The 26,779-nt window shown below is 54.4% G+C and carries 22 protein-coding genes; 16 read left to right on the forward strand and 6 right to left on the reverse strand.

Annotated elements, in window-relative coordinates:
* Window positions 1-15 precede the first annotated feature (15 nt).
* From atpD to CJD38_RS10040, 7 genes are all read left to right on the forward strand, one after another.
* A complete protein-coding gene (gene atpD, locus CJD38_RS10010; protein ID WP_107940184.1) occupies window positions 16-1,413 on the forward strand; it encodes a F0F1 ATP synthase subunit beta in 1,398 nt (465 codons plus the stop codon).
* 3 nt (window positions 1,414-1,416) lie between these two features.
* Entirely contained in the window at window positions 1,417-1,839 is a 423-nt protein-coding gene (locus CJD38_RS10015; protein ID WP_107940185.1) for a F0F1 ATP synthase subunit epsilon, read from the forward strand.
* A gap of 184 nt (window positions 1,840-2,023) precedes the next feature.
* Entirely contained in the window at window positions 2,024-3,451 is a 1,428-nt protein-coding gene (glmU, locus tag CJD38_RS10020) for a bifunctional UDP-N-acetylglucosamine diphosphorylase/glucosamine-1-phosphate N-acetyltransferase GlmU (protein WP_107940186.1), read from the forward strand.
* 169 nt (window positions 3,452-3,620) lie between these two features.
* Entirely contained in the window at window positions 3,621-5,459 is a 1,839-nt protein-coding gene (gene glmS, locus CJD38_RS10025; protein ID WP_107940187.1) for a glutamine--fructose-6-phosphate transaminase (isomerizing), read from the forward strand.
* Between the two features lie 90 nt (window positions 5,460-5,549).
* Window positions 5,550-6,788 carry a hypothetical protein gene (locus CJD38_RS10030; protein WP_107940188.1) on the forward strand — a complete coding sequence of 413 codons (1,239 nt, stop codon included), beginning with the start codon at window positions 5,550-5,552 and terminating at the stop codon, window positions 6,786-6,788.
* Between the two features lie 172 nt (window positions 6,789-6,960).
* Window positions 6,961-7,857: an AEC family transporter gene (locus CJD38_RS10035; RefSeq protein WP_206362940.1), complete on the forward strand. Its 897-nt coding sequence runs from the start codon at window positions 6,961-6,963 to the stop codon at window positions 7,855-7,857.
* Between the two features lie 55 nt (window positions 7,858-7,912).
* A complete protein-coding gene (locus CJD38_RS10040) occupies window positions 7,913-9,166 on the forward strand; it encodes an FAD-dependent oxidoreductase (protein WP_206362941.1) in 1,254 nt (417 codons plus the stop codon).
* Window positions 9,167-9,180: 14 nt separating this feature from the next.
* On the opposite strand, the gene rimO is transcribed toward CJD38_RS10040, so the two are convergent.
* Window positions 9,181-10,533 carry a 30S ribosomal protein S12 methylthiotransferase RimO gene (rimO, locus tag CJD38_RS10045; protein WP_107940190.1) on the reverse strand — a complete coding sequence of 451 codons (1,353 nt, stop codon included), beginning with the start codon at window positions 10,531-10,533 and terminating at the stop codon, window positions 9,181-9,183.
* 259 nt (window positions 10,534-10,792) lie between these two features.
* Here rimO and CJD38_RS10050 point away from each other — a divergent pair, with 259 nt between their 5' ends.
* Both CJD38_RS10050 and rluF read left to right on the forward strand, forming a co-directional pair.
* Complete coding sequence (locus tag CJD38_RS10050; protein ID WP_107940191.1) at window positions 10,793-11,299, forward strand: DUF1993 domain-containing protein; 507 nt, start codon at window positions 10,793-10,795, stop codon at window positions 11,297-11,299.
* A gap of 11 nt (window positions 11,300-11,310) precedes the next feature.
* Window positions 11,311-12,018, forward strand: a complete 708-nt coding sequence (gene rluF / locus CJD38_RS10055; RefSeq protein WP_107940192.1) for a 23S rRNA pseudouridine(2604) synthase RluF — start codon at window positions 11,311-11,313, stop codon at window positions 12,016-12,018.
* Between the two features lie 24 nt (window positions 12,019-12,042).
* Here the strand turns inward: rluF and CJD38_RS10060 are convergent, their stop codons facing one another.
* Window positions 12,043-13,377: a DNA recombination protein RmuC gene (locus CJD38_RS10060; protein ID WP_107940193.1), complete on the reverse strand. Its 1,335-nt coding sequence runs from the start codon at window positions 13,375-13,377 to the stop codon at window positions 12,043-12,045.
* 161 nt (window positions 13,378-13,538) lie between these two features.
* Between CJD38_RS10060 and CJD38_RS10065 the strand changes: the two genes are divergently transcribed.
* The 6 genes from CJD38_RS10065 to CJD38_RS10090 all read left to right on the forward strand — a co-directional run bounded on the left by CJD38_RS10065 (window position 13,539) and on the right by CJD38_RS10090 (window position 22,615).
* Window positions 13,539-15,389, forward strand: a complete 1,851-nt coding sequence (locus tag CJD38_RS10065; protein ID WP_107940194.1) for a putative bifunctional diguanylate cyclase/phosphodiesterase — start codon at window positions 13,539-13,541, stop codon at window positions 15,387-15,389.
* Between the two features lie 166 nt (window positions 15,390-15,555).
* Entirely contained in the window at window positions 15,556-18,105 is a 2,550-nt protein-coding gene (locus CJD38_RS10070; RefSeq protein ID WP_161554206.1) for a diguanylate cyclase, read from the forward strand.
* Window positions 18,106-18,210: 105 nt separating this feature from the next.
* On the forward strand, window positions 18,211-21,054 hold the full coding sequence (locus CJD38_RS10075; protein ID WP_161554207.1) for a diguanylate cyclase: 2,844 nt from the start codon (window positions 18,211-18,213) through the stop codon (window positions 21,052-21,054).
* 39 nt (window positions 21,055-21,093) lie between these two features.
* Complete coding sequence (gene yrfG, locus CJD38_RS10080; RefSeq protein ID WP_107940197.1) at window positions 21,094-21,780, forward strand: GMP/IMP nucleotidase; 687 nt, start codon at window positions 21,094-21,096, stop codon at window positions 21,778-21,780.
* A 25-nt stretch (window positions 21,781-21,805) separates the two neighbouring features.
* A complete protein-coding gene (locus tag CJD38_RS10085; protein WP_107940198.1) occupies window positions 21,806-22,159 on the forward strand; it encodes a hypothetical protein in 354 nt (117 codons plus the stop codon).
* On the forward strand, window positions 22,160-22,615 hold the full coding sequence (locus tag CJD38_RS10090; RefSeq protein WP_107940199.1) for a hypothetical protein: 456 nt from the start codon (window positions 22,160-22,162) through the stop codon (window positions 22,613-22,615).
* 40 nt (window positions 22,616-22,655) lie between these two features.
* Here the strand turns inward: CJD38_RS10090 and rpoH are convergent, their stop codons facing one another.
* Complete coding sequence (rpoH, locus tag CJD38_RS10095; protein ID WP_107940200.1) at window positions 22,656-23,513, reverse strand: RNA polymerase sigma factor RpoH; 858 nt, start codon at window positions 23,511-23,513, stop codon at window positions 22,656-22,658.
* 137 nt (window positions 23,514-23,650) lie between these two features.
* Here rpoH and CJD38_RS10100 point away from each other — a divergent pair, with 137 nt between their 5' ends.
* On the forward strand, window positions 23,651-24,073 hold the full coding sequence (locus tag CJD38_RS10100; RefSeq protein ID WP_107940201.1) for a hypothetical protein: 423 nt from the start codon (window positions 23,651-23,653) through the stop codon (window positions 24,071-24,073).
* Between the two features lie 11 nt (window positions 24,074-24,084).
* Here the strand turns inward: CJD38_RS10100 and CJD38_RS10105 are convergent, their stop codons facing one another.
* From CJD38_RS10105 to creD, 3 genes are read right to left on the reverse strand one after another with little or no spacing between them, the layout of a single operon-like run.
* On the reverse strand, window positions 24,085-24,696 hold the full coding sequence (locus CJD38_RS10105; RefSeq protein ID WP_107940202.1) for a metal-dependent hydrolase: 612 nt from the start codon (window positions 24,694-24,696) through the stop codon (window positions 24,085-24,087).
* 22 nt (window positions 24,697-24,718) lie between these two features.
* Window positions 24,719-25,252 (reverse strand): M23 family metallopeptidase, encoded by a 534-nt coding sequence (locus CJD38_RS10110; RefSeq protein WP_107940203.1) that lies wholly within the window; start codon window positions 25,250-25,252, stop codon window positions 24,719-24,721.
* Between the two features lie 28 nt (window positions 25,253-25,280).
* Window positions 25,281-26,687: a cell envelope integrity protein CreD gene (gene creD / locus CJD38_RS10115; protein ID WP_107940204.1), complete on the reverse strand. Its 1,407-nt coding sequence runs from the start codon at window positions 26,685-26,687 to the stop codon at window positions 25,281-25,283.
* Window positions 26,688-26,779: the final 92 nt, after the last annotated feature.

Consider the following 26,779-nt stretch of genomic DNA (forward strand, 5'->3'; position numbering starts at 1 on the left):
GTAAGTGAGAAACTTATGAGCTCCGGCAAAATTGTTCAGGTTATTGGCGCAGTCGTCGACGTTGAATTTCCGCGTGACGCGATCCCAAAGATTTATGACGCACTCAAGGTCGAAGGCATTGAGCTGACGCTTGAAGTGCAGCAGCAGCTTGGCGACGGCACCGTCCGCGCTATTGCTCTGGGCTCTTCAGAAGGTTTGAAGCGCGGTCTGGTTGCCAAGAACACCGGCGGCCCGATCTCGGTTCCAGTTGGCCCTGCAACGCTCGGCCGCATCATGAACGTGCTCGGCGAGCCAATCGACGAAGTCGGCCCGGTCACCGCCAAGGAACATTGGGCGATCCACCGCGCTGCACCAACCTATGAAGATCAGGCTGGTTCAACCGAACTGCTCGAAACCGGCATCAAGGTTATCGACTTGCTTTGCCCATTTGCTAAGGGCGGTAAGGTCGGCCTGTTCGGCGGCGCCGGCGTAGGCAAGACCGTTAACATGATGGAACTCATCAACAACATCGCGAAGGCGCACTCGGGTTTGTCCGTGTTCGCAGGCGTCGGTGAGCGTACTCGCGAAGGCAACGACTTCTATCATGAAATGATGGAATCAGGCGTTATCGACGAGAAGAACCTCGGCAACTCGAAAGTGGCCATGGTGTACGGTCAGATGAACGAGCCCCCAGGCAACCGTCTGCGCGTTGCGCTGACCGGTCTGACCATGGCTGAGTACTTCCGTGACGAAGGCCGTGACGTTCTGTTCTTCGTTGACAACATTTACCGCTACACGCTGGCTGGTACCGAAGTGTCCGCACTTCTCGGTCGTATGCCGTCAGCTGTGGGTTACCAGCCAACGCTGGCCGAAGAAATGGGCGTTCTGCAGGAACGTATTACTTCGACCAAGAAAGGCTCGATCACCTCGATCCAAGCCGTTTACGTTCCGGCCGATGACTTGACCGATCCTTCGCCTGCAACCACGTTTGCTCACTTGGATTCGACCGTTGTGTTGTCGCGTGACATCGCATCGCTCGGTATTTATCCAGCTATTGACCCGCTCGACTCGACTTCACGTCAGCTCGACCCGAACGTCATCGGCCATGAGCACTACAACACCGCCCGCGATGTGCAGGGCGTGCTGCAGCGCTACAAAGAACTGAAAGACATCATCGCGATTCTGGGTATGGACGAACTGTCGGATGACGACAAGAAAGCCGTTGCCCGCGCTCGTAAGATTCAGCGTTTCATGTCGCAGCCCTTCTTCGTTGCACAGATCTTCACCGGCTCGCCTGGTAAGTACGTGTCACTGAAGGAAACCATCCGCGGCTTCCGCGGCATCGTCGACGGCCAGTACGATCACCTGCCTGAGCAGGCGTTCTACATGGTTGGTTCAATTGACGAAGCCGTTGAGAAGGCGAAGACGCTTTAATCGATCATGTCTGCCATCCACGTCGACATCGTCAGCGCCGAAGGGCACATCCATTCGGGCGAAGCGACCATGATTTTCGCTCCCGCCAAAATGGGTGAGCTGGGCATTGCGCCGCGTCACGCGCCGCTGCTGACCAGCCTCAAGCCCGGTACGCTGCGTGTGCAGCAAGCCGACGGCACCGAGCTCGCATTCTTCGTTGGCGGCGGCATTCTCGAAGTGCAACCGCACCTCGTGACCGTGCTGGCTGACACCGCGCTGCGCGCTAAAGATGCTGACGAAAATGCAGCATTGAAAGCCAAGCAGACTGCCGAAGAGAAACTCGGCAAAGCGGCAGGTCCTTTGGATCTGGCCAAGGCACAGAACGAGCTGGTTGAAGCTGCTGCCCGTCTCGAGTTCGTACAGAAGATCAACAAGATCACTCGCTAAGCTGCGCATCAGCGCAGCGTTGTGAGACGCGTATTAGAATCCCGCTCATGCTCAGCATTAGCGGGATTTCTTGTTTAGGACGTCATTCCGAATGTAGTGAGGAATCTCGCTTTGAGTCTTACAGCAAGATCCCTCGCGATGCTCGGGATGACATTAAATAATTTACGCGAAATTTGGTAACCCAATGGCCAAGAAAGCAACAGCGAAAAAAGTGACGACTGCTAAAACTGTCACCGCAGTGATTCATACTGTCATCCTCGCTGCCGGCAAAGGCACGCGCATGAAAAGCGCTGTGCCTAAAGTACTGCACCCGATTGGCGGCAAGCCCATGCTCGGCCACGTGCTTGATGCCGTTGCTAACATCGGGGCAGAAGCCTCACACGTCGTGCACGGACACGGTGCGGAACAAGTGCGTGAATGGCATGCGAGCGATCGCGCCAAAGAAAAATCCGTGCAATGGGTCTTGCAGAAAGACCAACTCGGCACTGGCCACGCTGTGCTGCAAGCCATGCCAAAGATTCCTGACGATGCACTAGTGCTGGTGCTCTACGGTGATGTGCCATTGATCTCTGTATCGACGCTGCAGAATCTGATTGCCGCCGCGGACAAAGGCCTCGCAGTTCTCACAGTCGAACTCGATGAGCCAACTGGCTACGGCCGCATCGTTCGTAACAAAGCAGGTGCAGTTACCGGCATCGTTGAAGAGAACGACGCCAATGCGCGGCAGAAGAAAATCACAGAAGTGAACACGGGCCTGCTCGCCGTGTCGGCCAAGCGTCTGAAAGCCTGGCTCGCGAAAGTGAAGAACAACAATGCTAAGGGCGAGTACTACCTGACCGATATCGTCGGCCTCGCTGTAAAAGATCGCACTCGCGTCACAGCAGTTTCTGCCGCAAGCCCGGATGAAGTTGAAGGCGTAAACGATCGCGTGCAACTTGCACGCATGGAGCGCGTCTACCAACGTACGCAAGCCGAACGGCTGATGCGCGAAGGCGTGCACATGGCCGATCCATCACGCTTCGATCTGCGCGGCATCTTGCTGCCGGGCAAAGACGTGAAGATTGATGTCGGCGTGATTATTGAAGGCGTTGTCGAGCTTGGTGACAACGTCAGCATCGGCCCTTACTGCGTGCTGAAAAACGTCAAGCTCGGTGCTGGTAGCGTGGTTGAAGCGCACAGCCTTCTTGATGGCGTGAAAGGCGCACGTGATCTGCACATTGGTCCCTTTGCGCGTCTGCGTCCAGGCACGGAATTGGCGGATGGCGTGAAGGTCGGCAACTTTGTTGAGACCAAGAAGAGCAAGGTTGGCAAGGGCAGCAAGATCAACCATCTCAGCTATGTCGGCGATGCCGTGCTGGGCGAAGACGTCAATGTTGGCGCAGGCACCATCACCTGCAACTACGACGGCGTGAATAAGCACCAGACCACAATCGGCGATAACGCCTTCATTGGCTCGAACAGCTCTCTGGTTGCACCGGTGGTGATTGGCAAGGGTGCCACCATTGGCGCAGGCTCCGTCATCGGCAAAGATGCGCCAGATGATGCGCTGACTGTCGCGCGAGCCAAGCAAGTGACCTTGCCGGGCTGGAAACGCCCGACGAAGAAGACCTGAACGGGATAAAATTATGTACAGGATGTACGGTATGTGGACGGGCGCATGGATGCGCAGGAGTCCACAAGCATAATTTCCGTAGGAGCGCCTCTTAGGCGCGATCGCTCAAGCGCCCATCGCGCCTAAGAGGCGCTCCTACAAAAAAAGTAATAATTTTGAGGTCAGCACCATGTGCGGAATTGTTGGCGCCGTCGCGCAACGCAATGTCACCCCGATTCTGGTCGAGGGTTTGCGACGTTTGGAATATCGCGGCTATGACTCTGCAGGCGTTGCTGTCGTGGATGCCGGGAAGAAACTGCATCTCACGCGCGCAGTTGGCAAAGTTTCACAACTCGCCGAAGCACTTGCTGCACAACCGCCACAACCAGGCAGCGGCCGTATTGGCATCGCACACACACGCTGGGCCACGCATGGTGTTCCCGCTGAGCGCAATTCACATCCGCATGTGTCACGTGATGTCGCGGTGGTACACAACGGCATCATCGAGAATCACGAAGAGCTGCGTGCTGAGTTGACCGCCGCAGGTTTCAAGTTCAATTCTGAAACCGACACTGAAGTTGCTGCGCATCTGATTCAACATCTGATTGATCAAGGTCAGGATCTGCGCACTGCAGTGCAGAACGCGATCCGCCGTTTTCACGGTGCTTATGCGCTTGCCGTGATTTCAGCGACTGAACCGAATCACTTGCTGCTTGCACGCAAAGGCAGTCCTTTGTGCATTGGTCTGGGCATTGGCGAAACCTTTGCTGCCAGCGACGCAACCGCATTGCTGCCGGTGACCAATCGCTTTGTGTATTTGGACGAAGGCGATCTCGCCGAGATTCGCACCGACGGCTACGAAATTTTCGATGCCGATGGCAAAACGGCTCAGCGCGAAGTGCGCATCTCTTCGCAGAGCGCAGACGCCGCAGATCGCGGCCCTTACCGTCACTACATGCTCAAGGAAATTTTTGAGCAGCCGCTGGCTTTGGCGAACACGCTTGAAGGCCGCATCAGCGAAGGCCACGTGTTGGAATCATTCCTCGGCCCTAAGGCTGGCGAACTGCTAGCCAAAGTTGAGCGAGTGCAGATTGCCGCTTGCGGCACTTCCGCACATGCGGGCATGGTTGCGCGGTACTGGATTGAAGAGATTGCACGCGTGCCTTGCGCAGTCGATCTTGCCAGCGAATTCCGCTATCGCGATCCGGTGATTGAAGCCGGTACGCTATTCATCACCATCTCGCAGTCGGGTGAAACCGCCGACACGCTGGAAGCGCTGCGTCACGCCAAGACCAAGAAAATTGCGGCCTCAATCGTGATCTGCAATGCGCCGGAGTCTTCATTGGTGCGCGAGTCCGATATCGCATTGATGACGCACGCTGGCCCCGAGCGCAGCGTTGCATCGACCAAGGCTTTCACCACGCAGCTGATGGCGCTTGCACTGGTAACTCTGCTGCTCGCGCGCCGTCGTGGTCTGACGGCTGAGAAGGAAAAGCACTACGTCAAATCGTTGCTTTCGGCTTCGGCCAAGGTAGAGCAGGTGCTCAAGCAGGATGATGTGCTCAAGAAGCTGGCTGAACGCTTGATCCATAAGCAACACGCACTGTTCCTCGGTCGCGGCACGATGTTCCCGGTCGCACTCGAAGGCGCGCTGAAGCTCAAAGAAATTTCATACATCCACGCCGAGGCCTACGCTGCTGGCGAACTCAAGCACGGCCCGCTCGCATTGGTTGACGAACACATGCCGGTCATTGCGGTGGCTCCTCGCGATGAGTTGCTCGAAAAAGTGAAATCGAATCTGCAAGAAGTCCGCGCACGTGGTGGCGAACTCATTGTGTTCGCAGATCAAGATGCTGGCTTCCAGAACGGCCCCGGCGTCACGGTAATCGGTATGCCGCACGCTGACGAGTTGATTGATCCGATGATCTACACCATTCCGCTTCAGCTTCTCGCGTATCACGTCGCGGTGCTCAAAGGTACCGACGTTGACCAGCCACGTAATTTGGCCAAGTCGGTGACTGTGGAATAGCTCAACTACTTTCTAAATGCGAAAGTATTGAAGCTTGTGGCACTAGATCGTTGTACCTGTACAAACATTGCTTGTCGAAAAGGAATTCGAATGAACGCCATGAAACTCTGCGCAAGCTTTTTGCTGGTACTTCTTGTTTCTGCTTGTGCGACGTTTGCGCAACCAGTAGTTGTTCGCCAAGGTGTTTCTGAATTGGAGGTCTCTCGATCCAAATTATTGGATGAGACAAACAGCACTCTTCAGTATGTGAACTCCAACAAAGATGCTTTGTATTTTCAGACTGACGATGGCACCGGATCGGATGCCTTCGCTTCATTTGGCGCGATAGTGGCCGCAGAAAATATGGTCGCGATCGATGCAGTGACGCAGGCAGATGCGGCTCAATTGATGGACAAAGTTCCGGTTGATCCCGCCAAGGCTTTTACGAAGGCGGCGACAGGATCTTCCATTCGATTGGCCGCTGGCTCAGCAGTTAAGGTTTCCCCATATTTGTACATTTCAAAAGCGGAGCCAGAAGTTCTTCTGCTTGCGGCGGCTTTGATTGTAGAGGGCTCAGGCCCGAGTGAAGGTCTGCAGAATAAGTACATGTATCAAATTGCTGGTCAGTACAGCCCCGCAGATTTAGCTTCATTGAATGATGCAGCGGCTGCGAAATTAAACAAACAAATTGAAGATGGATATTCTCAAATACTGAAGAGAATTGCCGCTGACGCCAAAGGCTCTGCCTCTCTTGAGAAAACGATCAATTTCAAATCTCCATTCCTCACCCCTCGCTTTGATTATGCGCTGACCGGAACGATCGTTGCCGATGATGCTGACGTCACATGGGTTCGCGTTGCTGGCGGCATGTTCGCGCTGCAAAAAGAATCCATCATCGCGACTGTGCAGGCATTGCCTGTCGTAGCGGCAGCGCCTGCTGCAGAAGCGTTACCTCCGCCAGCACCAGCAGCAGCTCCTGCTTCGGTAGAGCCGTCGCCGGAGACTGTGGAAGCAGTGCCTGAAATTCCTGCTGCAGTTCCTGCGGTACGGGCTGCTGTAACGCCCACTCCAGCGCCGGCTCCAGCACGAGTTGCAGTAAAGCCCGCCGCTCCTGTTGTGGCAGTAGCACCACAAGCGACTCAAGCGAACGCGAAAGACGGTGCGTCATTGCGCGCCACGCCTGCACTGGCCAGTGCTGGTGGAAAGATTGTTGCAATCCTAGCCGCAGGCACGCCGGTGATCTTGAAACAAAAGATCAGCAATGGCTCAGGTGTTTGGTGGAATGTCAGCGCCGCAGCAAAGGGCGAAGGCTGGATCCGCGAGCTGGAGCTTGATCAGATCAAGCGCTGAGCTTTTCAGAAAGTTAATGCTGGGCCTTAAGTGGCCCCTGCATGGACTGTGGCGAGCGTTTAGAATTCATTATCTGTTCCTCGCATTGTTAGAAGACCGCCCTACGCATGAATCGCGCCTTGGCCTTAGCTATCCTCTTTGTACTGCGCCTTAGTGGGCGTGGAGTGAGGCTATGAGCGCTTTGGTTCTGCTGGTTGCTTGCTTGGCGTTGGGTGTTGGCGCCGCACGTTTTGCACGACCACCGATTGGTTTGGCGCAGGCACTCAACTGGTGGGTGATCAACCTCGCTTTGCCCGCCATGATTCTTGAGCTGATTCCCACGCTCACTTTCAACTCACATCTGTGGTTGTTGGTGGTGTCGCAGTGGATTGTCTTCGGTGGCGCCTTCGTGCTGTTCCGCGTGCTCGGTCGCAGTCGTGGCTGGACTGATGGACGCATTGGCGCGCTGACGCTTGTGTGCGGTCTTGGCAACACCTCATTCCTTGGTTATCCAATGATTGCTGCATTACGCGGGCAAGAAGGCCTCGCGCTTGCGGTCGTAGCGGATCAGTTGGGATGCTTCATCATGCTCACACTCGGCGGCGTGTTGGTTGCCGTGGTTTATGGCGGCGCAAAAGCGCATCCGCGTGAAATTGCCAAACGCGTGTTGTTATTCCCCGCATTTCTCGCGCTGGTTGCAGGCGTGGTCATTGGCTTCCTCGGTGGTTGGCCGCCGATTGCGAATGACATTCTGCATCGCATTGGCCAGACGCTCGTTCCACTAGCCCTGTTCTCTGTTGGTTTACGTCTGCGTTTGAAACTCACACGCGATCAGATTGGTCCTGCGGCGATTGGCTTGTCGTGGAAATTACTGATCGCACCCTTGCTGATTTACGCCTTGGGTTTGGCAACCGGCGCGAGTGGTTTGGTGCTGACGATCGCGGTGCTGCAGTCCGCGATGGCGCCGATGATATCTGCTGCAATTCTCGCGGATCAGTATCACCTTGAGCCGCCACTCGCCAACACAGTGCTCGGTTTCGGCATTCTGTTGTCACTGATTACGGTGCCGCTGGCGAGTCTGCTGCTGTAACTATTCGTGTAGCTGTTCCTCTGCACTGAGGGTTATGTTGGATAGGAGTGTCCGCATGTCTCAGAACCAATCGACGAATTCAGTGATCCACGCGCGCTGCTGCATTGCTGGCGGCGGCCCTGCTGGAATGATGCTTGGCTACTTACTCGCTCGCGCAGGGATCGAAACAGTAGTGCTGGAAAAGCATGCTGATTTCCTACGCGACTTTCGCGGCGATACGATTCATCCCTCAACACTTGAAGTGATGCACGAGCTCGGTCTGCTCGAAGAATTTTTGCAGCGCCCGCACGATCAGATGCGACAAGTTGATGGACAAGTCGGCGACGAACGATTGACGATGGCAGATTTCACGCATCTGCCGACGCGCTGCAAGTTCATTGCATTCATGCCGCAGTGGGACTTCCTTGATTTCCTCGCTGGTAAAGGACGCAGCTATTCCAAGTTTCATCTGCATATGCAGAGCGAAGTCACCGCGCTACTGCAAAATAATGAACGCATTACCGGCGTGCGCGTGCAAACGCCGCAAGGTGAATTAGAGATTCACGCCGATCTCGTGATCGGCGCAGATGGCCGCAGCTCCATCGTGCGCGAGCAGGCGCAACTACAAGTGTTGAATATCGGTGCGCCGATTGACGTGCTGTGGATGCGTATCTCGCGACAAGAAGGTGATCCACCGCAAACACTCGGACGCATCGACAATGGCCACATCATGGTCATGCTCAATCGTGGCGACTACTGGCAGTGCGCCTACGTGATTCAGAAGGGTGGCATCGATGCGATTAAGGCGAGTGGACTCGATGCATTTCGCAAAGAGATTGCGGGCCTCGCGCCTTATCTGAGTGAGCGTATCTCTGAACTCAAAACTTGGGATGACATCAAGCTGCTCACCGTTACGGTGGATCGTTTGCAGCAATGGCATCGTCCCGGTCTGTTGTGCATCGGTGATGCGGCGCATGCGATGTCACCGATTGGTGGCGTCGGCATTAATTTGGCGATTCAGGATGCAGTCGCAACGGCGAATGTTCTGACGCCTGCTTTTTTACGTGGCACACCGACACAAAAAGATTTGGCAGCTGTGCAAGAGCGACGCACATTTCCCACACGCGCAACACAGTGGATGCAGGTGCAGATTCAGAATCGAGTGATTAGCCGCGTGCTGGCTAGTGCACAACGCCCAACATTGCCGTGGCAACTTAAACTACTACGCGCATGGCCATTTCTACGGCGCGTGCCTGCGCGCTTTGTTGGGATGGGATTTCGACCAGAACATGTGTCGAAGTTGCTAAGAGAAGCACGCGGCGGCGATTGATTCGCCGCCACGGTTTAGTCTTCGAACACTTCCACGTTGAGATCGTAAGCATCAGCCTGAATCACTCGGCCGCGCACGATCTGACCGACTTTGAGCGGACGATCGCAGCTTAAGTAAACCTTGCCATCAATTTCCGGTGCGTCTGCCCATGAGCGGCCGAGTACAGCTTCGCCACCGATTTCGTCCACCATCACTTCAATGACTTTGCCGATCTTGTCTTCGAGCTTGTCGGCACTAATGCGGGCCTGCAATTCCATGAAGCGGTTGTAGCGGTCTTCCATCACGTCATCAGGCACGGCGCCGTCGAGCTTGTTCGCGGTGGCGCCATCGACCGGTGAGTACTTGAAGCAGCCCACGCGATCGAGCTGTGCTTCTACGAGCCAGTTCAGCAGCTCTTCAAAATCTTCTTCGGTTTCGCCAGGGAAGCCGACGATGAAGGTGCTGCGGATGGTGATGTCCGGGCAGATCTTGCGCCAAGCTGCGAGACGCTTGAGCGTGTTCTCTGCAGCGGCAGGACGCTTCATCGCTTTGAGTACGCGCGTGCTGGCATGCTGGAAGGGCACATCGAGATAGGGAAGGATTTTGCCTTCGGCCATCAGCGAAATAATTTCGTCGACGTGCGGATACGGATACACGTAATGCAAACGTGCCCAAGCACCAAGCTCGCCAATGCCTTTGCAGAGGTCGTACAGATTGGTGCGGTATTCTTTACCGTTCCAAGTCGCAGGTGCGTACTTGAGGTCAACGCCATAAGCGCTGGTGTCTTGCGAGATGATCAGGATTTCTTTGACGCCGGCTTTCACCAACTTCTCGGCTTCACGCAACACTTCATCCACCGGACGGCTGCGCAACTTGCCGCGCATCGAGGGGATGATGCAGAAGCTGCACTTGTGGTTGCAGCCTTCAGAAATTTTTAAGTAAGCGTAATGCTTGGGTGTCAGCTTGACGCCTTGTGGCGGCAGCAAGTCGATGAAGGGGTCGTGCTTGGGCGGAACGGCTTTATGCAGCGCGTTCATCACGGTCACGTAATCTTGCGGGCCGCTGATGGAGAGTACGTCCGGATACTTTTCGCGGATCATGTCGCCTTTGGCGCCGAGGCAGCCGGTGACGATGACCTTGCCGTTTTCCGCCATGGCTTCGCCAATTGCATCGAGCGACTCCGCGACCGCGCTGTCGATAAAGCCGCAGGTATTGACCACTACGACATCGGCCGCTTTGTAGGTCGGCACGGTTTCATAGCCTTCCGCACGCATCTGCGTGAGGATACGTTCGGAGTCCACCAGCGCTTTGGGGCAGCCAAGGGACACAAAACCGACTTTGGGGGCGGCAGACTTGCGGGGGCGGGTGGTGGTGCGGACAGTGGACATAACGCAATACGGCTGAAACGGTGCGCTAGTTTACCAGCCTATGGCCTGAGGCCCCTGCGTGGTGGCCTAGATGAGACTGAGTTGCAGGAACGCGCCGGCTTCAGGCATCTTGCGCGCGGTCTTGGCTATTGAGCTCCCTGCGGTTGAAAAGCCCGCCACCGGCCCCAAACAGTGCGGCAGCGGTCGCCGCAACGTCGGCTGCAAGTAAAAGAATTCAAAAGGTCCGGCGCTGCCGGTCATTTAGGTTTTGGAGAAGCAAATGTCTATTTCAATGCATCAAGCCTCGGTTCCAGTTCTGGCTCGCACGCTCAACAATCTCATCCACATTCTCGAAAAAGCTGCGGCACATGTCGAAGCCAAGAAGCTCGACGCTTCCGTTCTGCTCAACAGCCGTCTGTTCCCCGATATGTTCGCGCTGACGCGTCAGGTGCAGATCGCAACCGATATGGCCAAGGGCTGTGTCGCACGTCTTGCTGGTGATGAGCCGGTGAAGCTGGAAGATGGTGAAACTACTTTTGCTGATCTGATTGCGCGTGTACGTAAAGTCATTGGCATCGTTGAAGGCTATAAGCCGGCGCAGATCGACGGCTCAGAAACGCGTGACGTCGTACTGAAGAGCCCTCGTGGTGATATGAACTTCAAAGGCCAAGCTTATCTGCAAGGCTTCGTACTGCCGAACGTGTATTTTCACGTGACAACGACGTACAACATCCTGCGTCACAACGGCGTTGAACTTGGCAAGATGGATTTCATCGGCCAGCCATAACGATCAAAGCAATGCGCCTCAACAAGTTCATCAGCGAAACCGGCGTTTGTTCGCGCCGTGAGGCGGATGCGTTCATCGAGCAGGGCCGTGTCACCGTCAATGGTGCACGTGCTCTGCTGGGCACGCAGGTGAATGATGGCGACGAGGTCAAGCTCAACGGCAAGCTCGTCAGCGCTGCGCAGAAAAAAGCTCGCGTCTATATCGCACTCAATAAACCGCGTGGCATTACCTGCACGACGGAGCGACACATCCAAGGCAACATCGTCGATTTTGTTGGCCATCGTGAACGCATCTTTCCAATTGGCCGACTCGACAAAGAATCTGATGGATTGATTCTGCTCACCAGCAACGGTGACATCGTCAACGAAATTCTGCGTGCGGAAAATCAGCACGAAAAAGAATATATGGTGACCATCGATAAGCCTGTCACCGATGAATTTATCGCAGGCATGTCGCGGGGTGTTTTTCTGCCAGAGCTGGAAGTAAAAACACAGCCTTGCAAAGTGACGCGTACTGGCACCAATGCATTCCGCATCATTCTGACGCAGGGTCTCAACCGTCAGATTCGCCGCATGTGCTCAGAGTTTGGCGCCAATGTGCGACAGCTGCGCCGCGTGCGCATCATCAACGTCAAACTCGGCACGCTTGCCGTAGGCAAGTGGCGTGATTTAACTCAAGAAGAACTGAACGGACTGTTGCCGAAACGAACAGAGTGGTGAGCGCTACAAGCTTTGTTGGCTGAGTTAAGACTCGTCTTGCGAATTCGGTGGTACCGGCAGTTTCAGCAAAGGTTCAGTGGTATCAGCGGACAGAGCTTCCACATTGCGCAACTGTCGCTCAATGGCCCTACTGCGCACGCCTGCGTCGCCAATCGTATTGCTTGCTTGCTTGAGTTTGTCCTGAACCTTGTCCAGAACATCGCCAAACTTTCCAAACTCTGTTTTGACGGCACCAAGCACTTTCCAAACTTCGCTGCTGCGCTTTGCGATCGCCAGTGTGCGAAAACCCATTTGCAGACTATTGAGTAGTGCGATGAGTGTGGTTGGCCCAGCGAGTACCACGCGGAATTCACGTTGCAGGCTATCAACCATATTGGGTCTGCGAATGACTTCCGCGTATAGGCCTTCAGTCGGCAAGAACATCACGGCGAAGTCCGTAGTATTGGGTGGCGCGATATATTTCTCGCTGATTGATTTGGCTTGAATGCGAACTGCGCGCTCCAATTGTGAGCCGGCAGTTTTTATCGCTTCTATATCGGCGCGCTCTTGCGCATCGAGCAAACGTTCATAGTCTTCGCTCGGAAATTTAGCGTCGATCGGTAGCCAGCACGGCGTTTCATCATTGCTGCGTCCGGGCATGCGAACAGCGCAGTCGACCATGTCGCGACTATCTGGGTTTACAGCGACTTGTTTTGCGAATTGCTCAGCCGTGAAAATCTGCTCAAGAATACTTTCGAGCTGAACTTCACCCCACCCGCCGCGCGTTTTCACATTCGTCAGCACGCGCTTGAGATCGCCAACTCCGGCGGCCAGCGTCTGCATCTCGCCGAGGCCTTTGTGCACCTGCTCCAGGCGATCGCTCACCAATTTGAAACTCTCGCCCAAGCGCTGTTCCAAGGTGGCGTGGAGTTTCTCGTCGACGGTTTTACGCATCTCTTCAAGCTTGGCGGCGTTGTCGGCTTGGATATCTTTGAGCTTGCCTTCGAGCGTGACGCGCATTTCATTCATGCGTTGAGCATTGGACTCGGTGAGCGCTGAAAGCTGCTGAGTGAGGCTGCCAGCAAAGCGTTGCAGGCCTTCGGCAGTCTCACGGCGGCCGCCACGGGCGTCTTCTAAAAACCCTTTGAAACGCTCATCGAGAAGTTGGCGAATGGCTTCCAGATTGGCGCCAAGCTCTTGTCTCTGCTGGCGATTCATCTCGCCAATCTCGCTGCGTAGGCGGGTTGTTTCACCGCGCAGCAGCGCGTCGATCTTCTCAGCCGCCCCATCGTCCGCTTTGCGACGACCACGCCAAAGCAAGGTCAATTGGAGAAGAAGTACCAGTGCCGTTCCGGCGAGGATCAGTGGGCTATAGTTCATCGCTGCAGTTTAGCCGAGCTGCTAGCTCACTCGGCGAGCTTGTGTGCAATCGGGGAAGGATGCCCCTTGGCGGCGACGGTTAATTATTTGACCCGTATACCGTTTTGGCGTTTAGAGCCCCCCGAGATGCAGCGCGGTAGTTTGAGTCACACAGGCAATTCATGAATATGTCCATCATCAGCTGGCTGAGTAGCACCGGAGACGGCTCGCTTGATCATTGGTTGTTTTGGGCGCCATTGCTGATGTGGGCCCTACTGGTGGTTGTTGGCGTGCTGGTGTTGTCGTCTCAGCGGAGAAAGACTCAATCGCTCGCCATGCTGCGAGCTGTCGGTGAGCTCACTGAGTTAACGCTCTCTAACGTCAGTGATGGCGTTATCCATACGGATGCCGATGGCATCATCACCTTCTGCAATACGGCTGCGGCCAAAATTATTGGCGTGCCAGCGACGCGGCTTGTTGGCCAACCCTTCAAATTAGGCGTTCGGGTTTACAAGGGCGAGGCCCAGACCTTAGTCGAGAATCCGGCGTCATTCATGCTGACTACAGGCGCGGGTGTTTATCTCGATCCTTACAGTGGGTTGCGGACAGCCAATGGCGAGATTCGACCGATCTCAGAAACGATATCGCTGGTGCGCGACGCGAGTGGCAAAGTTATTGGCGCGGTATTCGTGTTTCAGGATGTCAGCGATGCGCGCGACTTGAGCGATCAGCTGACTTATCAAGCGCGCCACGATTCATTAACCGGCTTGCCGAATCGTTTGGCCTTTGAAGAATCAATAAAAGATTTTGTTAAAGGACCGCGAGAAGGCCACCAGAAAAAATTCCTGATGTACCTGGATCTTGATCATTTCAAGATGATTAACGATGTCTATGGTCATGCCAATGGCGATCGGTTCTTGCGTGAAATATCAGCGCTGCTGCGTGCGCTTCTTCGCCCTGAAGATGGCTTGGCTCGACTCGGCGGTGATGAATTTGGCATCACGTTGTGCCTTGCCGATGCAGAGAAGGCACAGCAGGTGGCGGATAGCTTGATTGCTGCAGTAGGCGCGTTCCGACTGGATGTGGGCGATCAGCAGGGCGAGGTTGGGTTAAGCATCGGCATCGTCGGCATTGCTGAGGATCGTTGCGATCCTTCAGTGCTGATGGCGCGTGCGGATACGGCTTGTTATGCGGCCAAAGATCGCGGACGTGGACGCTGCCAGTTGTATCTGCCGGATGATCCGCACATCTTGCTCGCAGAGAGCACGCTCGACTGCGCCAATATGATTCAGCGCGCATTCGATGACAATCGTTTTGAAGTCTACCTGCAAGAAATTGTGGGGCGCGATCGTAAAGTGCTCGGCTACGAATCCCTGATCCGCATGCGTAGCGAGACAGGCGCGCTAGTGATGCCCGCTGAATTCATGCCCGCTGCGCAACGCATGGGATGGATGACGCGTATCGATCAATGGATGCTGCAGAATGTTATTGCGCTGACGCGTAATTGGCCTAAAGGCAAAGGGCAGCAACCCTATATTTCATTGAACCTGAGCGCTCGCAGTTTTGGCGATGCGACTTTTGGCGATGGCATGTTGGCTTTGTTGGATGCCAGCGCTGTTCATAAACGTATTCTGCGTTTTGAAATTACTGAGACCGATCAACTGCAAGCCAACGCTACTGAAACACGTTTGATTAGTGAGCTTCATCGTCGTGGTTTTATGGTTTGGCTTGATGATATGGGCACTGGCTATAATTCCTTTGATTTGCTCAAACGTCTACGTATCGACGGCATCAAGATTGATCGCTCCTTCACGCGCTCTTTATTGATTAGCCCGATTGATCGCGCTCTGACAGAAGCACTCGTTTCCATCGGAAAGGTCATGCATCTGGAGATTATTGCTGAAGGCGTCGAAGACGAAGAAACCTATCAAGCACTGCTGGGCATGCATGCAGACGCCTTCCAAGGGCACCGCTTTCATCGAGCGGAGTCTGCTGCCAATGTGATGTTGCACCAATCTTTTGCAACGGTATAAAAGCTGCACATTGAGCAGCAGCATTAAATCTTCTCGTAAAAAATATTTGTAACGCAGCCGGAATGAATCTGGTTGCGAAGCTATCGCAGGAGCGACAGCTTTCATAGGCAGGATGCCAACGTACGACCCTATGAGTGCGTCACTTAACGGTGGGCTTGGAAGTCTAATGGCGTCAGCAACTTATAGAAATTCAGGGCATCGTGCGGGCATAGGCACGCCCGATAGATTAGGTTTTCCGGCGCTGCTGTCTTTGATTGTCGCTTATGTATTAGGCGGCAAGTTGAGCATGGCGTTGGTGGTGGCGCCTGGTTTTGCGGCAGCGATTTTTGCGCCAGCAGGTATCGCAATCGGGGCCGTTCTCATCGGCGGCTACATGACGCTGCCGTGGATTTTTGCAGGCTCTATTCTGTTTTGTCTTTGGAATGGCGCTGTCGTCAACGGCCATTTGGATGCACACGCAATTTATGCAGTGCTGTTGATGTCGTTGGCGGCCGTTGCGCAGGCAGCAGTAGGTGGCGCTGTTCTCCGTAGAGCCCTAGGACCATCAATCGCAATGGATCATGGCCGGCCGTTGATCCGATTCGCAATTTTTACCCCACTGATTTGCACAATCAGCGCCAGCCTTTCCTTGGCCAGCTTGTTTCTGCTTGGCGCGATTTCGCGTGAAATTTTGGTTTCCAGTTGGTTCATTTGGTGGATCGGCGATTCGCTAGCGGTTCTGCTCGTGGTTCCGCTGACCCTCATGCTGTGTGGAGAGCCTCGCCAGCTTTGGCGCCGTCGTTTAATCACGGTGGGCATTCCTATGGTCGGTGGCCTGCTGTTGTTTGTGGTGATTTTCCTGCGTTTTGGTAGCTGGGAGAAACGGCAGGCATTGCTCGAATTTGATCGTCTCTCGCAACAAGTCTCCGACCGTATCCAGACGCGTTTTGAAGGGCAGGAGATATTCCTGCAACAGGCCGAAGCGTTCTTGAGTAGTGGCGATGCGGTGACGGAGGAAAGCTTTAAAAATCGCGTCGGCAGGATCTTCATGCGCTATCCATCGGTGATGGCAGTCGAGTGGGCGCCGCGCGTGATGGATAACGAGCGTCAGGATTTTGAAGCGCGAAACAATCTGCGTATCCGCGAGCAAAGTGCAGATCGAAAGACGTTCGTGACCGCACCTGAGCACAAAGTCTATTACCCAATAAATTTTATTGAACCGAGGAGCGGCAATGAAGAAATGCTCGGGTTCAATTTGGCAGATCAGCGAATTCCTTTGGCTGTTCTGAATGCGGCCGCAACTGCTGAACGCACGCTAATTTCTCCACCGATAACTCTATTGCAAGATCGAGGAAAGGAAGGTATCCACCGTGGTCTTTTGGTGCTTTACCCGGTGAGCAGCGGTCCTGAGGGGCCTGGCTTTGTGGCCTCAGTGATTCGCGTCAATCAATTCATGAACAATGCGCTGCCGTTTTTAAAGGGTCAGTTGTACTTGCGCATTGTGGATCGCGAAGCGACGGTTACTTTATTCGACAATTTTCAGGCCGGGACCAAGACAAGCTTTGAAGCAAGTTTGCATTTTGGTGGACGCGACTATCATCTGCAGACGGCACCTTCAGCGGAATATTTTCGCTCGCATCGTGCATGGCAAAGCTGGGCTATCTTGGTTGTTGGCTTGTCATTTACGGCTTTGTTATCGATGGCTTTGTTACTGAGTACGGGACACGCTGCCCGCATCGAGGCCTTAGTAATTTCACGCACTGCGGATTTGAATGATGAGAAGAATTTTTCAGAAACCGTGATCAATAGTTTGCCCGGTGTTTTTTACATGCTGGACAGAGCAGGCGATCTGACGCAGTGGAATAGCAACTTCGGCAGAGTGTTCAGCTTGGGCGAAAGCAATGTAAAAACTGAGGATGTGCTCAAGACCATCGTCAAAGAAGATCATGCCTTGATCGAAGAGGCCATCCGCCGTGTGTATGCGACGCGGGGTTATGCCGAGGTCGAAGTGCGTCAAGATATGGGTGATGGAAAGCTGCGCCATTACTTGGTGAATGGGCAGTACACAAAAATTGCTGGACGGCATTACATGTTTGGCACGGGTATGGATCTCACCGAAATTCAAAATGCACGGGCGCGTTTGCATGGCGCCAACGTAGAGCTTGAGCGGCGCGTTAAAGAAATTCATGCGCTGCAAGCGTTGCTGCAAGAGCAAGCGATACGAGATCCCTTAAGTGGCCTATACAACCGGCGCTATCTCGACGAGACCTTGGATCGTGAATTGTCCAAGGCGCAGCGCGAGGGCTATCCGATCAGCATCGTGATGGGCGATATCGATCACTTCAAGAATTTGAATGACACTTATGGGCATCAAGCGGGTGATGCGGTCATCCGTTTGTTGTCGGGCTTACTGCGCGACCATGCACGCGCCAGCGATATTTTGTGTCGATTTGGCGGCGAGGAGTTTCTGCTGGTCATGCCCGGAATTGGTATGGATGATGCTTATGTTCGTGTTGATCAATGGCGTGCTTTGTTTGCACAGCAGCGCCTGAGCTTTGGGGTGTTTGAATTGTCGGCGACGGTTTCGTTCGGCATTTCGGCCTACCCAGTCCATGGTAAAACTGCTGAGCGCCTAATCGCGGTGGCGGATGAGGCCCTGTACCTAGCCAAGGCCAATAGCCGGAACCGCGTTGAGTGCGCATCGCCATCAGAGGGCTGGCCGCCGCCTAATTTGTAGGAAAATTCCCACAAAATTGGCGATCCGGTTTATCCTTAACGCAGGGAAATCGGGTCATGGATGACTAGCGCGGCAACAACAGGGGCACACGCTTTGCCCGGAGCTTTGACTCCGGCTCGGTGGCGGCTGCCTGCGCTTTTTGTTTTAACGCTGGCTTATGTTCTGAGTGGAAAGTTGGGATTGTTGTTGGCGATTCCACCGGGCTACGCCACTGCGATTTTTCCTCCAGCCGGTATCGCCGCATCAGCTGTTTTGGTGGCCGGGGCCTCGACCCTTCCTTGGATTTTCGCGGGCTCTCTCATTCTGAATTTGTGGGTGGGCTTTGACGCGGCCAACCAAGCCAATGTAATCGGCATCGAAGCGGCGCTGTTGATCGCCGCGGTTTCCACGCTGCAGGCGGCAATCGGCGGCACGGTTCTGCGTCGCGCCTTGGGTTGGCCAGCGGCGATGGACCATGAAAAGCCATTGGGCCAATTCGTATTGCTCACGCCGCTGATCTGTCTGATCAGTGCGAGTGGCTCAATCTTTGGGCTTAAATCTCTCGGATTGATTTCGGAAGATTCAATCGTCTCCAGCTGGATTACCTGGTGGATCGGCGATTCGCTTGGCGTGTTGGTAATGCTGCCGCTCTGTTTGATTTTGACTGGCGAGCCGCGTGCGTTGTGGCGCAGTCGCGCTGCTCCAGTGGGTCTGCCAATCGTGATTGGCCTGATTCTGTTTGTCGTCATTTTTGTGCGTTTCAGCGCATGGGAGCGAGGCCAATCGTTGCTTGAATTCAACATGATTTCTCAGCAGGTTTCAGATCGCGTGCAGATGCGGCTTGAAGCGCAGGAAGTTTTGCTGGAGCAAGCAGAGGGTTTTCTCGGTGGCGATGAGCCGGTGACGCGCGAGAGTTTCAAGCGCTACATTGAGAAAACCTTGGTGCGTTACCCGATGGTCAAGGCGATGGAGTGGGTGCCGCGTGTGACGGCGGTAGAGCGCAGTGACTATGAATCTCATCATGGCTTGGAGATTCGCGAGTTCCCGAATAACAGCCTCCGCTCCAGACGGGCACTGGATCGCGCAGTGCATTACCCCATCACTTTTATCGAGCCCCAGTTTGGCAACGAAACCGTGCTGGGGTTTGACTGGGTAACGCGCATTGGGCTGCCCGCGCTCAACGCAGCAACAAGAGCTCAGCGCGCCTTCATCACTGCGCCAATGCAACTGATACAAGACAAAGGCCGTGCAAATGCTAGTCCTGGCGTTTTGATCATCAGCCCCGTTCGCGGAGGCGCCAATGGTCCCGGATTCGTCGCGAGTGTTTTACGCGTACATGAATTCATCGAGAGCGCATTGCCAGCGGCGGCAGATCAGCTATCGCTACGCCTGATCGACACGGACGCAAAATCGTTTCTGTACGACAGCATCGGAAATGCTGAAGCCGTATTTGAAACAGAATTAAATTTTGGCGGCCGACACTATCTGTTTCAGACCATCCCGACGCCAGCCTATCTACAGACCCACCGCGCTTGGCAAAGCTGGGGCGTTCTGGTTCTCGGATTAATCTTCATTGCGTTGCTCGCTTCAGCTTTGCTGTTGAGTACGGGTAATGCGGCGCGCACCGATGCTTTGGTCATTGCGCGAACCGCAGATCTTCGTGATGAGAAATACTTTTCCGAGACGGTGATCAACAGTCTTCCTGGCGTGTTTTACATGCTCGATGAAACTGGCGCGGTGGTTCAGTGGAATCGAACTTTCAAAAAAGTTTTTGGGAAGAACGACGAAGAGATTAGGGTCGGCGATATTCTGCAAACCACGATGCGAGAAGATCGCAGCTTGGCCAGCGATGCCATTCGGCGTGTTTTTGTAACACGCGGATACGCCGAAACAGAATTAAGACAGCGAGTGGCCAATGGCGAAATGCGACGCTATTTGGTGAGCGGGCAATACATCGAAATTGCAGGCAAGCCTTATCTTGTAGGTACAGGCATTGATGTGACCGAACGACGCGAGATGGAGCAGGAAGTGCAACGCGGCCGCAAAGTTTTACGCACGCTGATTGACGCGGCGCCAGCGTGGATCACGATGATTGATCGTGAAGGTCGCATGGTGATCGCCAATCGTCGCTACTCAGAAACTTTTGGACTGCAGCCTGCATTCATTGAGGGGAAACACTATTCGGCGGTATTGCCGACTGAAACCAGCATCCGTTTAGAGTCTTTGTTCGACCAGTGCTTTGCTGGAAAACAAATGGAGTTCGATGACGAATGGAATGTGCGCAGACAAGCAACCATGTTTGTGCACGGCAAATGCGTGCCGATTTTCGAAGGAGATAAGGTCGTCAGTATCGTGATGGCGATTATGGATCTCACTGAAATTCAGAACGCCCAATCGCGACTGCGTAGTGCCAATGCGGAATTGGAGCGGCGCGTTGAGGAAATTCGTGCACTGCAAACGATGCTGCAAGAACAGGCGATTCGGGATCCGCTGAGTGGCCTCTACAACCGTAGATATCTCGATGAGACCTTGGAGCGCGAGCTGGCCCGAGCGCAGCGCGAAGGGTATCCCGTCAGCATTGTGATGGGTGATATCGATCACTTTAAGAAATTGAACGATACCTATGGGCATCAAGCAGGTGATGAAGTCATTCGCATGGCCGCGCGTTCTTTACGCGAGCAAGCGCGCACCAGTGATATTTTATGTCGCTTTGGTGGCGAGGAATTTTTGCTGGTGTTGCCCGGCATGGCGCCTAGCCATGCAATTGAGCGAGTCAATGCTTGGCGTCAGAAATTCTCTGAAGAGCGTCTCAGCTTTGGTGGGTTCAAACTATCCGCCACGATGTCATTTGGCATCTCGTCATATCCCGCACATGGCCAGACCCCCGAGCTTTTAATTTCCGCTGCGGATCAAGCACTTTATCTGGCCAAGAAAAATGGCCGTAATCGCGTTGAACATAGCCCGATTTAGGCGCTGCCTTGAGTGCTTGCGGGCGAGTATCATGCGGCCATGGATAAGACTGCAGATATCGTAAATTGGGATCAGGTCGAGTGGGTCATTCTGGATATGGATGGCACCATTCTTGACCTGTCCTACGACAATTATTTTTGGCGCCAACTCGTTCCAGAGCGTTATGCCCAAATCAATGGCATCAGCTTGGAGCAAGCACGCGCAACACTGACGCCAAAATTTATCGAAGTGCAGCACACGCTGCCTTGGTATTGCACCGATTACTGGAGCGATATCACCGGCATCAATATGGCTGAACTCAAGCGCGAAATTCGACACATGATTGGCCCGCTTGAAGGCGCGGTCGATTTTCTGCATGCGGTGCGCGCCAGTGGTCGTCAGCTATGGCTGGCCACCAATGCACATCGCGATAGTTGGTCACTCAAGCTTGAACACACCGGTCTTACGCCGCTGTTTGATCTGATCGTTAGCTCGCATCAATTCGGTGCGCCGAAAGAGGATCAAAACTTCTGGCAGCGCTTTGTCGCCCAGTATCCATTTGATCCCAAGCGCGCTTTATTTGTCGATGACAGCCTGCCGGTGTTACAAGCTGCGCACGAGTTTGGTGTGGGGCAGGTGGTAGCGATTAGTCATCCCGACACTTCGCAGCCGCCACGGACGATTGAAGGTTTTCTTGCAACGCCGCGTTTGGGCGCTTTGGCTTCGCGCTTATCAAACAAAATTTGAGCAAAGTCTGATTCGGGAGAACGTAATGATTTTTCTGACTGTAATTAGCTTGCTGGTTTCTGTTGGGCTGCTCGCATGGGTGCTAAAGCTGCGTGCACGTTTGGCGATATTGGAAAAACAATCGAGCGCTTTGGCGAGCCGGCTTGGCTCCACGCCTGTTGCGATGCGTGATACCGCGGGCAAGCCGATGCTGCTCACCATTGAGATTCTCAATCCGGTGGAGTTGGCGCGCAAAGAATCTTGGTTTGCTGGTGCGTTCGGCAGTCTCACGCCGACGCTGCTCAGACGTATTGTTTACGCGCGAACACTGACGATCATGCAGGACCAGTTGCTGCAGTTTGATGTGAAAGCGGACGTGCAATTGTTTGGCGATGCCTAAATGATCATCGCTCTGACATTGTTGGCGCTGGTGATTTCAGCGGCGCTCGTCGTGAGTCTGCAACGTCGCATGCGCGCAGCGCAGCGTCTGCAGCGACGCAATGAAGCGGCTGTGGCTGAGTTGCAGTTGGTCACGCAAATACGCGGGCAGATTAGTGCGGGGCAGTCGGTTGCAGAAAATGTTGTTGCCGGTGGAACCAACACTGTTCGCGCGGTGCACAAGGGCATTGCAAGTATTCCCTTTGGAATTCTTGAAAGTATTCCGGTCACTCGCGACACCACGCGTGTTGTTCGACTGATTCACGACGCCATTTCTGATGGTGTTTATGGCGGTATCTCAGCGACCAACAAGGTTTTGCACCAAGTTGCGCGCAATGCGGCGAGTTCTGCATTGAAGTCGGATGGTGCAAGTGGGCCCAAAGAATTGCCCAAAGATCCGACGAACAAGTCCAAATAGAAAAGCCCCGCATTGCGGGGCTTTTCACATCAAGCAGAACTCAAGCTTCGATCTGTTTGCGTAGTTTCTTCATCGCAGCCGCTTCGATTTGGCGAATGCGTTCGGCAGACACACCGTACTCATCAGCCAATTCCTGCAAGCCAGCCTTCTCGCCTTCACTGAGCCAGCGACGATTCAGAATGTCGCGCTCGCGATCATTAAGGGCTGCAAGGCCAGTGCGCATTTTCTCTTCACGCTCTTCCTGCCACTCGGCTTCTTCAATCGCAGCGAAGCTGTCGTTTTGCGCAGCCAAATAATCTTCTGGCACGTAGCTTTCTTCGCCATCCGCTGGCGTCGCGCTAAAGGAAACATCTTGGCCGCCCAAGCGTGATTCCATCTGCAGCACTTCTTCTGGCTTCACTTTGAGTTCAGCCGCAATGCGTTCTACTTCGGCCTGATTCATCCAGCCAAGGCGCGTCTTGCTTGAGCGCAGATTGAAGAACAGTTTGCGCTGCGCTTTAGTCGTGGCGATTTTGACGATGCGCCAGTTCTTCAGCACGTACTCATGAATTTCGGATTTAACCCAATGCACCGCGAACGAGATCAGTCGCACGCCAACACCCGGGTCGAAGCGCTTCACGGCTTTCATCAAGCCGATGTTGCCTTCCTGAATAAGGTCCGCAAGTGGCAGGCCATAGCCCATGTAACCGCGTGCAATGTGCACGACAAAGCGCAGGTTCGACAGAACCAGTTGCTGTGCGGCGGTGACATCGCCTTCGATATGTAGGCGTTCGGCCAGCAGCTTTTCATCTTCCGCGCTTAGGAGCGGAATCTGGCCAACGGACGCGATATAGGCATCGAGGCTGCCGCTTAGCGGTGCCAGCATGCCCGGTTGCCTCAGGACAATAGCCTTACTCATCTGTTTACTCTCCATTGGACTCAATATTAGCAGTCGTGGAATTGGAGTGCTAAATACCCAAAAAGTTGCGCCATAGATGAAATTGCCTTATAAAATATAAAGTACTGATTAAATTATAAATTTTAAAGGAATGGCCCATGGTAATTACCACCCGCGACCGCGTCCACGCCGGCTTTATGGTGTTCACAACGCTGGCTACCCTGGCCTATTGGCTGGTCTATTTCATGAGCGGCGCCACCATGGTCCGCACGGACAACGTCTACACCAGCTTCGAAAATGCTTTTCCGCTGGCGGATGCTTGGATGGCCGTGGGCTATCTGCTGGCGGCGAGCTTCTTGCTGAAGGGCGACCGCCGCGCCGTGCTGTGGGGCATCTGCGCCGGCAGCGCAATGATCTTTCTGGGTGCCATCGACATCCTGTTCAACATTGAGCAGGGACTGTTCACTCACGGCAGCGCCGAGATGGCCGCAGAAATCGCAATCAATATTTACTGCTGGACCTTTGGCCCCTTCACGATCTGGCGCATGTGGAAGCATCCGTTGCTGCATATCAAGGGCTGAGCCTGCTCGCCTCAATCGATCTGCCTCGGGCAGCTTCGCGCCACTTGCTTGGCAATACGTCGTCCAATCTCAGCAGAGAGCATTCGCTCACGGCGGATGATCGCCACAGGCTTTGCTTGCTGAGCTGCGCGGCGTCTTCTGAACAACCACAGCGCGCACGCAGCAGTGATGATCGAAAGCTCAACCAAAGCCGTCCAGTGAAAAACAAAATTCAGCAGCCACAAACGTTGGTTATGCGGAACGCTAACCCACTTCATTAGTGTGGGATCAAATGGCCAAGCCCAGGCGATGCTGCCCCACGGCGTGTCCAGCAATAAATGCAGCAAGCCGTTAGCGGCAAACAGCAATACACCCAGTGCTGCATTGCGTTGGCCCAACACCAGACACACAAGCAAGGCGATGCTGCTGGGCAGCGCCCAAGCGAATGGATAGTGCGTCCAATACAAATGATGGAACACAGGGTGCGGATCGAGGAATGCGTGCCAGATAAAATCCAGATCAGGCGCAATGCTGCCGAGCATTCCAAGCGCAAGATAAGGCCGCAAATTGCGTGGCGGATTTTTGCAGGACGCGAGTATCGCGTGGCTGCACAAATAGCCTGCGGGTAAATGAGCGAGGAACATGGTGATGTTTCCTTCTAGAGATTTATGTTGACGACAGCCCAACACGCAAGCGCGTGTTGGGATCAATGAAAAACATTCGATACCAGCCTTGCACTTGCGTGGTCGCTAACCAGGGCAAAGGAATGAGAGAGCGAATGGCGTAGTGCAGATGTGGTGGTTTTCCTGCTGCGTTGCCGCTGCTACCAACGCGACCGATGGGCGCGCCAATGTGCACGAGCTTGAAGGCGCTAACGCTCGAATCGCTCAGGTGTGCGTAATAGTGCAAACGCCATTTCGGGCCTAACACCCACACCACGTTTCCGCCCATGCCGTAGGGTCCGCTGTAGAGCACGAGGCCCTTCGTTGAAGACAAAACCGGCGTGCCGTTCTTGGCAAAAATATCGATGCCCTTGTGCACGCCTGAGCGTCCCCAGGGCGTGTACCAGAAGGACTGCGGATTCCAGTCTTTGGGCGTCGCGCCGTCAACTGGAATCACGCAGTCGTCCCGCAAGATCATGCCGATGATAAAAACCGGTACGCAAAGCGCGAACAGCCACTTCATCACTTTTCTTTTCATGGCGATGGATCTCGTTCGGCAGCAGCGATCAGCTTGCGTCGCTACTACGCGTCCAATCGATGCGACGCGTTAACCACATCGCGGCAGCCAGTGCTGCGAACAAAGCGAGTGAACCACCCATCAGTGCGTAGTCTTCAGCCTGCAGGATCATGTAGAGATAGCCATACAAACCGCTCAATACACCGCCGACCAACAACGCGCGACCTGTACGTTTAAGCGCGGCGCGGCTGTAGAAAGTGACCATGCTTACGACTGCTGCCGCACTCACGCCGAACGCTGCATTAAAACCAAAGTGTTCAGCAAAGCTGAGTTGCAACAGTGCGAACAAACATAGCGCTGCACCGATAAATCCATATTGAATCGGATGCAAGCGCACGCCAGTAAGAACTTCGGTGAGCCAGATCACCCCAAAGGTAAAGACCAATGTGAGCAAGCCGTATTTGGTGATGCGCTCGGCCATGCTGTAAGTGTCGACAGGCGATATCAGGCTCACGCCAAAGCTTTGCGTGGACTTACCCTGTATCTCATTGTTGTTGATGCTGGGGTTGATGTCGCGCCACTGCTGCGCGATGTTGCGGCCCAGATAACTCACCGACCATTCAGCGCTAAAGCCTTGCTCATTGATATCCCGTTTTACGGGGAGCCAATCGCCATTAAAGCTTGGATGCGGCCAGTTGCCTTCGAGGGTGACATGCGTTTCTTCCGCCATTGGCGCAAAGAACAAGCTATCGGAGCCGTTGACGCTGAGGCTGATGTCATAGCGCATGCCTTCCCACAACTTGTCGGCAGTGATGACGTCGCCGATGGTTGCGCGCAAGCCGTTGATGGACGTGCCTGCGGGTCTCAGAATAAAAGGCTTGCCATCGATGCTTAGACTTGCGCCAGCCTGCAAAGAGCGCGAGTCGCTAAGGCCGATCAGCAATTCTGCATTCGCGAGATCAAGCACCGCATCGCTAGCGAGCAACTTAAGTTCAGAGAGTGAGGGCACAGCAAAGTTGCCGCTAGCTTTGATGTGCGTACTAAACACGGGTACCTGAAAAATTCCGCGTGAACGTTGTTGCACCTGTTGGCGCGCCGTGATGTTGAGTGTGCGCGGCAGAAAATAGGCGTATTCAACTTCGCTTAATCCTTCAGTTCTGACGCCGTTTCTGTCGATGTCGGTTTGGCGCAATTGATAAGGCACTCGCAGTACGGGTGCCACCAGCGTTTGCGCGCCTCCCCATTTGCTCGTCACCTCTGCCACTGCTTCAGCGCTGCGCTGACTACGCTCGGAAATCACACCGCTAATCTGGCAAGAGGGAATCATCAAGATCGCAAGTAACAAGGCAATCAACAGCAAGCGCGACAGCGGAGACTGAAACGAAAGCCGAAAGGCCGGGCGTGCTGCAGGCGGTAACGGCGGAGGAAGTGAATGACTACCAGATTCGTTGTGCATCGATGGGCTCCTTGGGTGTTAGTGGGCCCAGTTTGCAAAGTCACTGTGCAGGGGCCGTCGCCACGCCGTGCAAAGGCCGCGGAAGATTGTGC

The sequence above is a fragment of the Stenotrophobium rhamnosiphilum genome (genome assembly GCF_003052265.1).
Classification (GTDB): Bacteria; Pseudomonadota; Gammaproteobacteria; order Nevskiales; family Nevskiaceae; genus Stenotrophobium; species Stenotrophobium rhamnosiphilum.